Raw genomic sequence first — 13,357 nt, forward strand, 5'->3', positions numbered from 1 at the left:
CATGGGTGGGCGTGGCGTGCGGATCATGTTGGGCATCATCACGGTTGTCGTGGCAGCGGCGGCGTTGCGCATGGCGAGCGGTATCATCGCCCCGGTCGCCTTCGCGCTTTTCGTCATCGCTTTGGTGTGGCCCCTGCAACGCCGGATCGAGCGCATGCTGCCACGGCCGGTGGCCAAGCCGGTTGCCGTTCTGGTGACCGTCGCCTCCACGCTGCTGGTGGTGCTGGTGCTCGGCTACATGGTGGTGTGGGGCTTCAGCCACGCCGCGCAATGGCTGATCGTGAATGCCGCCCGCTTCCAGACGCTCTACGCCGACACCGCCGCCTTCCTCGAGCAGCACGGCATCTACACGACCGGCATGCTGGCCGAGACGTTCAATGTCACCTGGCTGATCCGCTTTCTGCAGACCATCGCCGGACGGCTGAACGGCATGGTCGGGTTTGCCGTCGTCACCTTCATCTTCACGCTGCTCGGACTGCTCGAAGCCGACATCATCGTTCGCAAGCTATCCCGCCGACCGGGCGAGGGGGCCATGCGGATGCTGGCGACGGGGACCGACATCGCCCGCAAGTTTCGCCTCTATATGCGCGTGCGCACGGTAATGAGCCTCGTGACCGGCCTCAGCTTCTGGGGTTTTTCGGCGCTGCTCGGGCTCGATCTTGCGGTGGAATTCGGCGTCATCGCCTTTGCGCTGAATTACGTTCCCTTCATCGGCCCGCTGGTGGCGACCCTTCTGCCGACACTCTTCGCGCTGGCGCAGTCCGGCTCTTGGGAACTGGCGATCGCCGTGTTCCTCGGCATGAACATCATCCAGTTCTTCACCGGCAGCTACATCGAGCCGCGCGTGGCCGGCGCCGCCCTCGCCATGTCGCCCTTCCTCGTGCTGTTCGCGGTTTTCGCATGGACCTTCATGTGGGGCGTCGCCGGCGCCTTCATCGGCGTGCCGCTGACGCTGGCCGCACTGACGATCTGCCAGCATGGCGAGAGCACGCGCGGGGTGGCCGAGCTTTTGTCGGGCAAGGACGAAGCCTTGGCGCGGACACCATCATGATCGGAGTGTGCTAAGCACATGCGCGCCTTCCTCAAGACCTTCCGGCTGCTGGTCGGACTTCTGCTGCTCGTTTTCGTCGCCTTCGTCGGCATGCGCATTTATTTCTCGCAGAGCGGGGCGCCGCTGGAGCCCTGGCACACCTATGTGCCGCAGGAACTGAGCATCAAGGAACTCGATGCCACCGACTGGGCCGGGTATCTCTCCGCCGAGCAGCACATTTTCGCGGATGTCCAGAAGGAAGTGGTGCAGAAATCCACCGGCCCCACGGAGGCGGTTCCGGCAAACCGCTATTTTTCGGGCAGCGTGGTCTACCCTCCGAACCTGACGCGGGACTGGAACCACTCCTACGAGCTGGAGCCGGCCGGGCCGCCGGTCGGCGCCGTCGTGATGCTGCACGGGTTGACGGATTCCCCGTACAGCCTGCGCCACATCGCCGATCGCTATGTCGCCGCGGGCTTCGTCGTCGTCGCGATCCGGCTCCCGGGTCACGGTACCGTGCCCGCCGGCCTTACGGAGGTGACGTGGGAAGACTGGATGGCCGCCACCCGCCTTGCCATCCGCGAGGCGCGTGAGCGCGTAGGGTCGCAGAAGCCGCTGCATATCGTCGGCTTCTCCAATGGCGGGGCCCTGGCCCTTAAATATGCGCTCGACGCGCTTGCCGATCCCAAGCTCACGCAGCCCGACCGGCTCGTGCTGATCTCGCCCATGATCGGTATCACCCGCTTTGCGCGCTTCGCCGGGCTGGCGGGTCTGCCGGCCTTCCTCCCGGCCTTCGCCAAGGCCGCGTGGCTGTCGATCCTGCCGGAATTCAACCCCTTCAAATACAACTCGTTTCCGGTGAACGGGGCCCGACAGTCCTATGAGCTGACCCGCGCGCTGCAGCAGTCGATCACCGATGAAAGCCGCGCCGGCAGGCTTGGCGAATTGCCGCCCGCGCTCACCTTCCAGTCGGTGATGGATTTCACCGTCTCGACGCGTGCGATCATCACCGCGTTCTACAACCTGCTCCCGGCCAATGGCAGCGAACTGGTGCTGTTCGACATCAACCGCGACACCAAGCTGGGCCCGCTGCTGCGCGCCTCCTCGCAGGGGGCGCTTGCGCAGATGCTGCCGCCGGCGCCACGCAATTTCACCACCACGGTCCTCGCCAATGCCAGCGCCAACAGCGCCGAGGTGGTAGAGCGCTCGACCCCGGCAGGCTCGACGGTGGAGAGCGTGCGGCCGACCGGGCTCTCCTATCCGCGTGACGTGTTCTCGCTGTCGCACGTCGCTTTGCCGTTCCCTCCGACCGACAGCCTCTACGGCTCGGATCCTGATCCGTCGGAGAATTTCGGTGTCCAGCTCGGCGCGATGGCGGTGCGTGGCGAGCGAGGCGCGTTGATCGTCAACCTCGACGCGCTGGTTCGGATGTCGTCGAACCCCTTCTTCCCCTACATGATCGAGCGTATCGGCCAGGGCATTACCCCTGAAACCCATTGATTGGGCACGCGTTCAACGGATCATGAAGCCGATGACGACGGCATTGACCAGGTCGATGAAGAACGCGGAGACGAGCGGCAGGATGATGAAGGCGCGCGGCGCTGCGCCATGGAGCTTCGTCACGGCCGTCATGTTGGCGATGGCGGTGGGGGTTGCGCCGAGGCTTACGCCGGTGAAGCCGGCTGCGATGACCGCCGCGAAATAATCCCGGCCCATCGCCGGGAACACCACGAACAGGATGTACAGCACAGCCACAAGCGTCTGTGCGCCCAGCACGAGAACCAGCGCCGGTCCTAGCCCGCCGATCGCCCAGAGCTGCATGCTCATCAGCGACATGGCGAGGAAGACGTTCAGCGACAGATCGGAGATCAGTGCCAGCGCGCGCGTGCGGGTGGGCCAGATCAGGCGCGGGAACAGGCGCGGCACGGTGTTGGTCAGCACGATGGCGACCAGCAGGCAGACCACGAAGGTCGGCAGTTTGAAGCCGAGCGATTCCACCGTTCCCTCGGCACCGAGGCCGATGAGGATCGCGGCGTTCAGGACGAGCACGGTGCGCAGCAGCGAGACGTGGCTGATGTCGTCCTGCGGCGCGCTTGCCGCCGCCTCGGCCGCGGAGGGATCGGGCAGGCCGACGATCGGCTCGTTCGTGTCGGGTGCCGCCTTCAAATTGTTGCGCTGAATGAGATAACGGGCGATCGGGCCGCCGGCGAGGCTTGCCATGACGAGGCCGAGCGTCGCCGTCGCAATGCCCACTTCCAGCCCGTTCATGAGGCCGGTCCGCGCGGCGATCACGGGTGCCCAGGCAATGGTGGTTCCATGGCCGCCGACGAGCGAGGCGGAGCCGAGGAAGACGGCGAGCGAGGAGGGTAGGCCCAGGAGCGCAACCCCGCCCAGCGCCACGAGATTCTGGACGACGAGATAGACGACCGCCAGGGCGAGCAGGATCAGGAGCGGGCGTCCGCCGGCGATAAGATCGGAGAGCTTCGCATTCAGCCCGATGCCGGTAAAGAAATACAGCAGCAGCATGTCGCGCGCATCGAGGTCGAACGTGATCGAAAGACCCCAGAAGCGGTGGATGATGAGGGTAGTGAGAGCAGCAATGAGTCCACCCGTCACCGCCTCCGGTATGTTGAAGCGTCGGAGCAGGGGAATGGCCTGGTTCAGGCCGGCGCCGGCGAAGAACACCAGGATGGCGATGGTGAAGGTGGTGAGGCCCGAGACCTCGACGATGCTGGTTGGACCCACGCCGTCCCCCCTGAGTTGGCTTTCACGACGTGCCTACCACAGCCGTCGCCCGCATGCGTATCGAAGAATTTCGCGCGCCGGTGTCGGGAGGAGAGGTGCCGTTGCGTCCTTGGTGCGGCACTGTGCGATGACGCATGGCGGATCGAAGAGGATGCAGAAATGATCCAGCCTTATCTCTATTTCGACGGACGCTGCGACGAGGCCATCGCCTTCTACGGCGCGGCGATCGGGGCGCGGGTGGAGGGGCTCATGCGGTTTCGCGATGCGCCGCCGCCCTCCGGCGATGCGGGCTGTCCAGCCCCGCAGGGCGCCAGGCCGGACCCGGACAAGGTGATGCATGCCGAGCTGCGCATCGGCGCGTCTACCCTGCTGGTGTCGGACGGCTTCTGCGGCGGGGCTGCCCGCTTCGAAGGCTTCGCGCTCGCGCTCACCGCCCGCGACGCCCCAGAGGTCGAGCAGCGCTGCACGGCGCTGGCGGAAGGCGGCCGCGTCATGCTGGCGCCGCACCAGACCTTCTTCGCGGAACGCTTCGCCATGCTCAGTGACCGCTTCGGCGTTTCCTGGACCATCTGGTGCCCGCCGGTCGGGAGGTGACGGCGGGCGTGCTCATCGGCATCGACACGGTCCCCGGCGGGCCGAACAGGGAGGAACACCGGATGTATTACGCACTGCTCTGCTACCACTCCGAGGATGTGGTCTGCTCGTGGACGCACGAGGAGGACGCCGCCGTCATGGCGCGGCTCGACGTGATCCAGCGTCGGCTCGTGGGGGAGGGCAAGCTCTCGTCCGCGGTGCGGCTGTTGCCCACCACGGCGGCCACCACGCTGCGCAAGGACCGCGATCCGCCTCTGGTCCTGGACGGCCCCTTCGCCGAGACCAAGGAGCAACTTCTCGGCTTCTATATCCTCGATGTGCCGGGGCTCGACGAGGCGCTCGACATCGCCCGCGAGCTCGGCACTGCCAATCCGGGTGGAAGCTATGAGATCCGCCCGGTCGGCTTCATCTACGACACGACGGCGGCGAAGCCGGCCTATGAGGCGAGCCGAGTCGAAGGCGGGCGTTCCGAAGGGAGCCGTTCCGAAGGGAGCTTTACCGGATGATCGAGGATGCGCGCTGGCTCGACGTTGCCCTTGCCGCGGCCCGGCCGCAGGCGATGGCAGCGCTGCTGCGCTATTTTCGCGATCTCGATCTGGCCGAGGAGGCCTTTCAGGAGGCCTGCCTGCGGGCCTTGAAGACCTGGCCGGAGAAGGGGCCCCCGCGCGACCCCGCGGCGTGGCTCATCTTCGTCGGGCGCAATGTCGCGATCGACAGCGTGCGCCGCCGTGCAAGACTGGCACCGCTACCCCCGGACGAGCAGCTCTCCGATCTCGAAGACGCCGAGGCGGAGCTCGCCGAGCGGATCGACGGCGCGGATTATCGCGACGACGTGCTGCGCCTGCTCTTCGTGTGCTGCCACCCCGATGTGCCGGCGACGCAGCAGATTGCGATTGCGCTGCGGGTTGTTTCCGGGCTTTCGGTCGGCCAGATCGCGCGCGCCTTCCTCGTCAGCGAGGCGGCGATGGAGCAGCGCATCACCCGTGCCAAGGTCCGCATCGCCAAAGCGGGCGTGCCGTTCGAGGTGCCCGGCGCGGTGGAGCGGACGGAAAGGCTCGCGGCCGTGGCGGCGATGATCTACCTCGTCTTCAATGAAGGCTATTCCGCGCCCGTGGACACGGGGCGGGAGCGTGCGGGCCTGTGCGACGAGGCGATCCGCCTGGTGCGGCTGCTGCTGCGGCTCTTCCCGGCCGAGCCGGAGATCATGGGCCTCGCCGCGCTGATGCTGCTCCAGCATTCCCGTGCCGCCGCCCGCAGCGACACCGAAGGCCGTCCGGTGCTCCTGGAGGCGCAGGACCGTTCGCGCTGGAACCGCTCTGCCATTGCGGAGGGACTGGCCTTGCTCGACAAGGCCATGCGCCATGCCCGGCCGGGGGCCTATCAGCTGCAGGCTGCCATTGCGGCGCTGCATGCCCGCGCCGGCCGCCCGGAAGAGACGGACTGGGCACAGATCGCCGCGCTTTACGGTGCGCTGGAACGAATTGAGCCCTCGCCGGTGGTGACGCTCAACCGTGCGGTTGCGGTTGCCAAGACCGCCGGCCCCAATGCGGCGTTGACGCTCATCGAGCCGCTGGGGGAGCGACTCGATGGCTATTTTCATTTCCATGGCCTGCGCGGGCATCTGCTGATGCAGCTCGAACGCAGCAGCGAGGCCCGTGAGGCCTTCACACGCGCCGTCGCGCTTGCGCGCAGCGCCGCCGAAGCGGCTCATATCCGCGAACATCTCGACCATCTTGCCGGTTCTGCACCCTGAGCGGGCGGGGTGAGCGGTTTTTTGTCGACATCGCGCCCTCCGTGGAATTTGAGCAGTTACGATGGGCCGGAAGTCGCCTGATTTCGCGAAGAATGCACTGGGAACCCGCGGGCGGCGCGCGCATTCTCTCAGCGACCCCACGGTCCCGGCACGCCCGGTACGCAAGGAGACGTTTCGATGCGCACGCACAAGACCGAGAACAACACGCCGTCCAATGCCAAGAAGGTGGCGATCGAGCTTTTGAACGCCAATCTGGCGTCCACGATCGACCTCGCGCTCATCACCAAGCAGGCTCACTGGAACATCAAGGGCCCGCAGTTCATCGCCGTGCATGAACTGCTCGACCAGCTGCGCAGCGGGCTGGATGAGCATGTGGACACCATGGCGGAGCGCGTGGTGCAGCTTGGCGGAACCGCGCTCGGGACCACTCAGGTCGTGGCGAAGGACACTGCGCTCGCGCCCTATCCGACGGACATCTACAAGATCGCCGATCATCTCAAAGCGCTGGCGGAGCGCTATGGCGCGGTGGCCAACAAGGTGCGCACGTCGATCGACGAGGCGGATGAGGCTGGCGATCCGGATACTGCCGACATCTTCACGGCAGCCTCGCGCACGCTCGACAAGTCGCTGTGGTTCATCGAAGCGCATCTGCAGGAGCCTGCATAAGCCTTTCGGCGCGCGTGAACCGGATGGCCGTCCACAGGCGACGGCCATCCGCCCGGAAAAGGAGGCTCTCATTCCCGTCGATACGGTGGATTCGAGTCTACAATGTAAGCGTTTCTGTTATATTCCCGTTCACATTTTCTGAGCCCTTATGGGGCAGAGTATATGGAGTGGCTTGCTTTTTTCCGTGCCGCTTGGCTTGATGCGCCACGATATCCACCAGATGCAGAATCAAAAAAGACAGGCAGAGCGATACGTGTGTTCTGGCGTTTCGCTTGATGACCAGACATTTGGGTTGGAGTGAAGCATGACAAGGGACGACCCAGGAATGGCTCGCAAGCTCGCGGATCAGGATGCTGCGCCCGTACAGCGTGACGGTGCCCGAGCCTCGATTTCCTCTTTTCCGGGTCGCGTGAACGACGTGGACAACGAACAGACCGTTACGCATCTGGAGATCGCTCGTGTCATCGAGCGTGCGCACCGACGCTTTCTCGATCTTCTCCGAATGGAACTGATCCGCCTGGGTACCGACGACATCAGCCCGTCTCAGGTGATGCTGCTCTTCACCATAGGCTCGGACGAGCTTTCGGTGCGCGATCTGCTCGAGCGCGGTCATTATCTCGGCTCGAACGCATCCTACAATCTCAAGCAGCTTGTGGACGGCGGCTATGTGGACCGCTCCGCCTCGCCACGCGACCGCCGCTCGGCGCGCCTGCGGCTGACGGAGAAGGCGGTCAATCTGTGCGAAGCCATCCGCGCTTCCCATGACAATTTCCACCGCCAGTCGATGCGGGACGAAAGCGAGATGCGAGATCTCGTCACCGCCTACAACGTGCTGCGTCGGCTCGAACTGCTGTGGACCTCCTCGCTGCGTTACGGCGGCGATGGCTGATGCCGGCCTCGCTTCCATGAAATACCCGACGCCGCCGGCCTCCCCGGCGGCGTTCGCATGTCGGGAGCCGGGGTGGTTCCGTTATCTTTCTGTGTGCCGATCTCCGGCGCCCTCTGTCGATCTTTTGGGGGATTTCGCGCCATTCACCGACATTTCGAGGGATCGGAAATCGGATGTGACCGGTCCTTGCCGGACTTCGCCGGACAGGATCAGGGCCATTTATCGGGGTGCCGCCTTCTCGCTGCCTCAACCGCTGCCAATAGGCATGGCGGCGGTGCGCGATGGCGTCAGGGCTGCGCCGAATTGCGCGCGGCACTCGTCGAGGACCGACAGCATGTCCTTCGTGCCGAACCGCTCGCCGAAGAAGGCAGCGACCTCATCATCCGATTCGATCGGCGAGCGCGGCGACACCGCATAGCGTCGGGCGCTCCCGCATCCACTGCGTCGGCGGCTGGCCCCCGGCCGGCCTTCCACCTTCTCGACTGCCGCCGCCATCTCTGTGCTGGCGTGGCATCTTCGATGCGTTGCGGCGGTGATCCGTCCGACCCGCCATCTGGTCGCTGGGAGTGTCGCACCTTGCGTGGCGACGCTCCCGCCGGTCAGGATCACAGCCTAACGGAGGGCAAGGCCGCTTCGTTGGCGAGGGCTGCCACCAGTCTGGCTCCGAGCGTCACCGTAGCCGAATCAAGGGCCATCTCGATATTGTTGCGGGTGCGCTCGATCGACCTGGACGCCACCAGGGTGATGCCGCCTCTGTTTTCGGCGAGAGCCGCCCCGATCAGCGCCCGGGACAGCACGCGGCCATCCGTAAGATCGGCATCACAGGCCGCGTTAAGGCGGGCAGACCGGGTCGCATCGGCCTGGAGCCAGGATGACATCGGATCGAGCGCCCGCATGAGGGCGCGATGGGTGATGCGGAAAGGTTCGGCTGCGCTCGGGACGAGCTCGGGATCCAAAGCGCTCCACGAATACTGCACCACGTCGAACACGCCCGGCCAGTCGACGAGAATAGGCGCCGTATCCTCGCGCTCTGTCGCCAAGCCTAATGCCCCCACCTTGCCGGCAGCGCGAGCGTCGACAAGAAATTTCACCAACGGATCGGTGACGACTTCTCGATGAGCCATGTGCAGGAGGTAACAGTCGATCCGCTCGACCCCGAGTTCGCGCAGGCTCTGTTCGAGACTCTGCGCAACGAAGCCCACCGAGAAATCGACAGGTGATCGTCCCTTCGGGCCGGACGGGGATGCGGCCGCCTTCTTGCGCCGAACGAGTCCGCGCACCGGTCCGAGCAGCGAGCGCGCCAAAAGCTTGCTCCGGCTCACATTGCCGCGGCGTATGCCCACCTTGGTGGCAATGGTCACCTTGCCCGACAAGCCTTTCAGCGCTTCGCCCAATACGCGTTCGGCGGTCCCCAGACCGTACATCGGCGCCACGTCGAAATGCCTGGCTCCCGCGTCATAAGCGGCGGCGATGAGACGATGCTCCTTCTTCGTGAGGCTGCCTGCCGTCAAATAAGCGCAGCCGATCCCGATAGGCGTGGTGTCGATCGCGGAGTTAGGCAACCTTGGCATAGAGCTCTTTTCTCCGCGAGATGAGATGTGACGCGAGGCGCAGCCCGAGCGCGATCGCCGTGAAGGTTGGATTGGCGAAGCCGCTGGTGGGGTAGACTGCAGCACCGGCGACATACAGATTGCGCGTACCGAATACAGCGCAGTCGGCATCAACCACGCCCTCCTGCGCAGAGGTCGCCATGCGCGCCCCGCCCATCTGATGGTTCGCGTCGTCAGCCTGGGCGAAGAAGTCAGGATCCCGCTTGACCAGCCCTTCCGCAAGATCGACGCGAGCCAGGCGATGGCTCTCGAGATAGTATTTGATGTACTCGGCGAAGCGGGCCATGGTTTCAAAGTCGCGGGGATCAAGTTTCCAGTCAACATCGACAATCGGCATGCCGAACGGGTCCCGCTCTTCGCGCAGTCGGACCCGACTTTCGGTGACCGGCGTCTGCTCCGAGGTCAGCCGCAACTGGATGCCGGCATCGGAAAGATTCATCATGCGTCGGTATCGGATGTAGCGGATCGCCATGGGCACGACGAATTTCAACGTGCCGAGCATGGCAAGTGGATCCGATAGAGCCGAGCGCTTGACCCGTCCCTTCAGCAGGCCCCTGACGAGGATCTTCAGATTGGCGATGTTGTCGGCGATCGAACTTCGATAGACGAAATGAGACGAGATTTCGAGCAACTGTTCACGCGCCTGCACCTCATCAGCCAGCCGAAGCTTGGGATTGTATTTGAGGCCTTCGATGAAGGCATTGTCGAACAAATCGGAGAAGCGTTTGTTGTCGATCGGCACCACGCCTCCAGCATAGCAGTCGATATGGTCCATGAAGGCGCGGCCCAGCCACTGATTCGTAGCCCACGGCGTCTGTCGATCCAGGTGATCGGGCAACTGAAGCAGCCGCGAAATCTCGATCGTGCCGTTGGCCAGTACGACGCTTTCGCCTCGGACATGTATCGGGGCGGAATCCGTGAAGCGGATCTGCACACCTTCGACCGCTCCGTTGTCGCCGACAATGATCGCGCCGACTTGCGCGTTCAGCACCACGGTGAGATTGGGATTCTCTGCGATATCCTTGGCAAAATGGATGGCGAGATTGCTCTCGGGCGCCCATCGGGTCACGATCGGCTGGATGGTGTCAGTCTTCGGGGGCGCCTGCAGGCGGAGCCGCTTCCACACTTCCGTGTCGTCGCGGATCACATGGCCGAGGCCAAGGATGTTGAAGCCGGCATCCACGAAAGGAGCGATATCGTTGCTGTTGATCGGCCAGAGGGCGTCGCTGACCCAGTTTCGCTGCGCGAATACCATCGGCGCGAAGGGGACCAGTTGGCCTCCCCAAAAATTGGTCGTGCCCCCCAGGCAGCGGAAGCGGCCGACGTGAAGCCCTTCCAGGTTCTTTCCCGAAAGTGTCGCCTGCTCGAACCATTTTTGTGAGTTCTGCTCCGGCTTGGCAGGGCCGGCCTCAAGCAACGCCACACGCCGCCCGCGCCGGGCAAGGTCAACCGCCATCGTTAATCCGACGGCGCCGGCTCCGACGACCACGACATCGAAGGGTGTCGTAGTCGAACTCGAGAGCTCGTGAGCCTCAATGAGCATATATATTCCTTTCAAATGGTCAAAATGCCAGAAGCTACTTGCTCAATATGAAGAGCCGGATGATAGGCGATATCGGCATGCCCCGCAACGAACCCTGGTGGCTTATTTGATGAAACGTTCATCTCGCATCCTCAATCTTCATAGGTGATGCGCCGGAGATCCTTGCGGAATTGCACCCGTCGGTCGATCTGGGCGAAGGTATCCTCGCTCACCCGTCTAGGCTTCAGCAGCTCGTTGTTGCCACAGAAAACGAAGACGACCTGACCGTCACCCCGTTCGAAAACGCTCAATTTGAGAAGCACTCGGAGAATGTCCAGCTTCAGTATTTGCGCCTCATCGAAGATGAGCATGTTCTGAAAATAGTCGTAACGTAAAGCCGCCGTTCGATCGCGTATGTTCTTTCCTAATCGAAAATATATTCATCCTGCTGATGCAACATGGTACGTATCTCGGCCCGCTAGGTCGATATCTGGGCGTCCTTCAGGCTGATATAGACGGCGTGCATATTCGACTGCGCATATCGGCGTTGCGCACGCCCTTGCGGTTGTCGAGCAGGACGAGGTCCATGCGGATGCGCTTCGTCGCCATGTCGAGCCACGCAATGGCCTTTGGCCACGCTTCCGAGCCGTCCTCACGCCGTATGACGATTTCGATATGGTGCACGCGCTCACCACGATCTGCATGGGCTCAGCCCGTCGAGCGTGCGGGCGATGCGCGGCCGCTCGGTGTCCTCATGAGCCTTGCGGTCCTTCCGGGAGACGGCGACCTTGCGGAAGACCTTCTCCGCTTCGATGAAGGCGCGAGGCACCCGGAAGGCGGCGTCCGGCAAGCTGTCCAGCGCTACCGCGCGTTGGGGCGGCAGCTTGCGGAGACGGGCATAGTTTGTAGGGTTCCGCGGCCGCATCTCGTCTGATCCATGGCCAAGATCCACCTGAAGGCGGACTTCGACGGCCATCCGATCGCTTTCGATTTCACCGGCGGCGAGACGGGCGACGCACCGCGCTTCACCATCTTGCTCGACCTCGGCCCAGACGCCGATCCGAGGGCAGCCGTTGCCGACACGGGCTATGCCGGGAGGGCCAACTGGAAAGCGGCGCGGTCACGCGGCATCATTCCCGTCATTCCCCGAAAAACCAACGAGAAGGGCAAGCCCGGCTTCTTCGCGGAGACTATCTACCAGAGCCGCGCACACATAGGGCAGGCCGTCGGAAAGCCAAAGCGCTTCAAACGTGTCGCTCCATGCTGCGAGAAGACGAAGCGGAACTTCGCATCTATTGTCGCTCTCGCCGCCGGCTACATCTTGGTTAGATCCGTCCAGACCGCCCAGGGCGATGCGTGCAAGAACATATTGCGAACATCGAACGAAAAGGGTACAAAATCTCCATTGTTTTCCCCCGAACCCTTGCGCTGATTGCGGAGCCCGGCAATGACTCAAGCGACATTGCGACTCGTCGAAGGATCTTCCATGGACAAGGCCAAGGCGCTGGACGCCGCGCTTTCACAGATCGAGCGCCATTTCGGCAAGGGCTCGATCATGCGGCTCGGCAAGAACGACAAGGTGATGGAGATCGAGACGGTCTCCACCGGGTCGCTCGGGCTCGACATTGCGCTTGGCATTGGCGGCCTGCCGCGCGGGCGTATCGTCGAGATCTTCGGGCCGGAATCCTCGGGTAAGACCACGCTCGCGCTCCACACTGTCGCCGAGGCGCAGAAGAAGGGCGGCATCTGCGCCTTCATCGACGCCGAGCATGCCCTCGACCCGATCTATGCCCGCAAGCTGGGTGTCGATCTCGACAATCTCCTGATCTCGCAGCCGGATGCCGGCGAGCAGGCTCTGGAGATCGCCGACACGCTGGTGCGCTCCGGCGCGGTCGACGTGCTTGTCGTCGATTCGGTGGCAGCGCTGACCCCGCGGGCCGAACTCGACGGCGAGATGGGCGACAACCAGCCCGGCATGCAGGCGCGCCTGATGAGCCAGGCGCTGCGCAAGCTCACCGCCTCGATTAACCGCTCCAACACCATGGTCATCTTCATCAACCAGATCCGCATGAAGATCGGGGTGATGTATGGCAGCCCGGAAACCACCACCGGCGGCAACGCGCTGAAGTTCTATGCCTCCGTGCGCCTCGACATCCGCCGCATCGGCGCGATCAAGGAGCGCGACGAGGTCGTGGGCAACCAGACGCGCGTGAAGGTGGTGAAGAACAAGCTGGCCCCGCCTTTCAAGCAGGTCGAGTTCGACATCATGTATGGCGAGGGCGTCTCCAAGATGGGCGAGCTCATCGACCTCGGCATCAAGGCCGGCGTGGTGGATAAATCCGGTGCCTGGTTCTCCTATGACAGCCAGCGTCTCGGTCAGGGCCGGGAGAATGCCAAGGGTTTCCTGCGCCAGAACCCGGACGTCGCCAACCGCATCGAGGCGACCATCCGCCAGAATGCCGGCCTCATCGCCGAGCAGATCCTCGCCGGCACCCCGGACGAGGGCGAGGCCGAGTCCGAATGATCGGAACGGGCGGAGCGAACGGGG

At 64.0% G+C, this 13,357-nt stretch carries 15 protein-coding genes and 1 pseudogene; 9 read left to right on the forward strand and 7 right to left on the reverse strand.

Translation table 11 applies throughout. The features are described 5' to 3' along the window. The first annotated feature begins 25 nt into the window (after positions 1-25). Entirely contained in the window at positions 26-1,051 is a 1,026-nt protein-coding gene (locus MWN34_RS01295) for an AI-2E family transporter (protein ID WP_247025819.1), read from the forward strand. An 18-nt stretch (positions 1,052-1,069) separates the two neighbouring features. Continuing rightward, the gene (locus tag MWN34_RS01300) at positions 1,070-2,530 is read left to right on the forward strand and encodes an alpha/beta hydrolase (RefSeq protein ID WP_247025820.1); all 1,461 of its coding nucleotides are present in this window, start codon (positions 1,070-1,072) and stop codon (positions 2,528-2,530) included. Between the two features lie 12 nt (positions 2,531-2,542). Here the strand turns inward: MWN34_RS01300 and gltS are convergent, their stop codons facing one another. After that, on the reverse strand, positions 2,543-3,775 hold the full coding sequence (gene gltS / locus MWN34_RS01305) for a sodium/glutamate symporter (protein ID WP_247025821.1): 1,233 nt from the start codon (positions 3,773-3,775) through the stop codon (positions 2,543-2,545). A 159-nt stretch (positions 3,776-3,934) separates the two neighbouring features. Between gltS and MWN34_RS01310 the strand changes: the two genes are divergently transcribed. From MWN34_RS01310 to MWN34_RS01330, 5 genes and pseudogenes are all read left to right on the forward strand, one after another. Next, on the forward strand, positions 3,935-4,369 hold the full coding sequence (locus MWN34_RS01310) for a VOC family protein (RefSeq protein WP_247025822.1): 435 nt from the start codon (positions 3,935-3,937) through the stop codon (positions 4,367-4,369). Positions 4,370-4,431: 62 nt separating this feature from the next. Further along, positions 4,432-4,773, forward strand: a pseudogene (locus MWN34_RS01315) (YciI family protein); the annotation flags it as partial. Between the two features lie 98 nt (positions 4,774-4,871). Continuing rightward, entirely contained in the window at positions 4,872-6,122 is a 1,251-nt protein-coding gene (locus MWN34_RS01320; protein WP_247025823.1) for an RNA polymerase sigma factor, read from the forward strand. A 177-nt stretch (positions 6,123-6,299) separates the two neighbouring features. Beyond that, positions 6,300-6,788 (forward strand): DNA starvation/stationary phase protection protein Dps, encoded by a 489-nt coding sequence (gene dps, locus MWN34_RS01325; RefSeq protein WP_247025824.1) that lies wholly within the window; start codon positions 6,300-6,302, stop codon positions 6,786-6,788. A gap of 304 nt (positions 6,789-7,092) precedes the next feature. Then, the gene (locus MWN34_RS01330; protein ID WP_247025825.1) at positions 7,093-7,677 is read left to right on the forward strand and encodes a MarR family transcriptional regulator; all 585 of its coding nucleotides are present in this window, start codon (positions 7,093-7,095) and stop codon (positions 7,675-7,677) included. 246 nt (positions 7,678-7,923) lie between these two features. On the opposite strand, the gene MWN34_RS01335 is transcribed toward MWN34_RS01330, so the two are convergent. The 6 genes from MWN34_RS01335 to MWN34_RS01360 all read right to left on the reverse strand — a co-directional run bounded on the left by MWN34_RS01335 (position 7,924) and on the right by MWN34_RS01360 (position 11,734). After that, entirely contained in the window at positions 7,924-8,172 is a 249-nt protein-coding gene (locus MWN34_RS01335) for a hypothetical protein (RefSeq protein ID WP_247025826.1), read from the reverse strand. Between the two features lie 110 nt (positions 8,173-8,282). After that, positions 8,283-9,248, reverse strand: coding sequence for an aldo/keto reductase (locus MWN34_RS01340; protein WP_247025827.1), 966 nt, complete (start codon positions 9,246-9,248; stop codon positions 8,283-8,285). After that, positions 9,232-10,830 carry an FAD-dependent oxidoreductase gene (locus tag MWN34_RS01345; RefSeq protein WP_281502805.1) on the reverse strand — a complete coding sequence of 533 codons (1,599 nt, stop codon included), beginning with the start codon at positions 10,828-10,830 and terminating at the stop codon, positions 9,232-9,234. Before MWN34_RS01345 ends, MWN34_RS01340 begins: the two co-directional genes overlap by 17 nt. A 131-nt stretch (positions 10,831-10,961) precedes the next feature. Beyond that, on the reverse strand, positions 10,962-11,180 hold the full coding sequence (locus MWN34_RS01350; RefSeq protein ID WP_247025829.1) for a TniB family NTP-binding protein: 219 nt from the start codon (positions 11,178-11,180) through the stop codon (positions 10,962-10,964). A gap of 130 nt (positions 11,181-11,310) precedes the next feature. Next, positions 11,311-11,493 carry a hypothetical protein gene (locus MWN34_RS01355; RefSeq protein WP_247025830.1) on the reverse strand — a complete coding sequence of 61 codons (183 nt, stop codon included), beginning with the start codon at positions 11,491-11,493 and terminating at the stop codon, positions 11,311-11,313. Positions 11,494-11,497: 4 nt separating this feature from the next. Continuing rightward, a complete protein-coding gene (locus tag MWN34_RS01360; RefSeq protein ID WP_247025831.1) occupies positions 11,498-11,734 on the reverse strand; it encodes a hypothetical protein in 237 nt (78 codons plus the stop codon). Positions 11,735-11,746: 12 nt separating this feature from the next. On the opposite strand from MWN34_RS01360, the gene MWN34_RS01365 reads away from it, so the two are divergent. Beyond that, entirely contained in the window at positions 11,747-12,241 is a 495-nt protein-coding gene (locus MWN34_RS01365; protein ID WP_247025832.1) for a transposase, read from the forward strand. Positions 12,242-12,256: 15 nt separating this feature from the next. Further along, positions 12,257-13,333 (forward strand): recombinase RecA, encoded by a 1,077-nt coding sequence (gene recA / locus MWN34_RS01370; protein WP_247025833.1) that lies wholly within the window; start codon positions 12,257-12,259, stop codon positions 13,331-13,333. Positions 13,334-13,357 lie beyond the last annotated feature (24 nt).

Source organism: Ancylobacter crimeensis, assembly GCF_023016805.1.
Taxonomy (GTDB): Bacteria; Pseudomonadota; Alphaproteobacteria; order Rhizobiales; family Xanthobacteraceae; genus Ancylobacter; species Ancylobacter crimeensis.

Excerpts from the sequence above, each read along its gene's own strand:
- MWN34_RS01295 (WP_247025819.1), top strand. The coding sequence starts at position 26 with ATGTTGGGCATCATCACGGTTGTCGTGGCAGCGGCGGCGTTGCGCATG.
- MWN34_RS01340 (WP_247025827.1), bottom strand. The coding sequence starts at position 9,248 with ATGCCAAGGTTGCCTAACTCCGCGATCGACACCACGCCTATCGGGATC.
- MWN34_RS01320 (WP_247025823.1), top strand. The coding sequence starts at position 4,872 with ATGATCGAGGATGCGCGCTGGCTCGACGTTGCCCTTGCCGCGGCCCGG.
- MWN34_RS01345 (WP_281502805.1), bottom strand. The coding sequence starts at position 10,830 with ATGCTCATTGAGGCTCACGAGCTCTCGAGTTCGACTACGACACCCTTC.
- MWN34_RS01330 (WP_247025825.1), top strand. The coding sequence starts at position 7,093 with ATGACAAGGGACGACCCAGGAATGGCTCGCAAGCTCGCGGATCAGGAT.
- MWN34_RS01360 (WP_247025831.1), bottom strand. The coding sequence starts at position 11,734 with ATGCGGCCGCGGAACCCTACAAACTATGCCCGTCTCCGCAAGCTGCCG.
- MWN34_RS01300 (WP_247025820.1), top strand. The coding sequence starts at position 1,070 with ATGCGCGCCTTCCTCAAGACCTTCCGGCTGCTGGTCGGACTTCTGCTG.
- dps (WP_247025824.1), top strand. The coding sequence starts at position 6,300 with ATGCGCACGCACAAGACCGAGAACAACACGCCGTCCAATGCCAAGAAG.
- MWN34_RS01335 (WP_247025826.1), bottom strand. The coding sequence starts at position 8,172 with ATGGCGGCGGCAGTCGAGAAGGTGGAAGGCCGGCCGGGGGCCAGCCGC.
- recA (WP_247025833.1), top strand. The coding sequence starts at position 12,257 with ATGACTCAAGCGACATTGCGACTCGTCGAAGGATCTTCCATGGACAAG.
- MWN34_RS01350 (WP_247025829.1), bottom strand. The coding sequence starts at position 11,180 with ATGCTCATCTTCGATGAGGCGCAAATACTGAAGCTGGACATTCTCCGA.
- MWN34_RS01310 (WP_247025822.1), top strand. The coding sequence starts at position 3,935 with ATGATCCAGCCTTATCTCTATTTCGACGGACGCTGCGACGAGGCCATC.
- MWN34_RS01365 (WP_247025832.1), top strand. The coding sequence starts at position 11,747 with ATGGCCAAGATCCACCTGAAGGCGGACTTCGACGGCCATCCGATCGCT.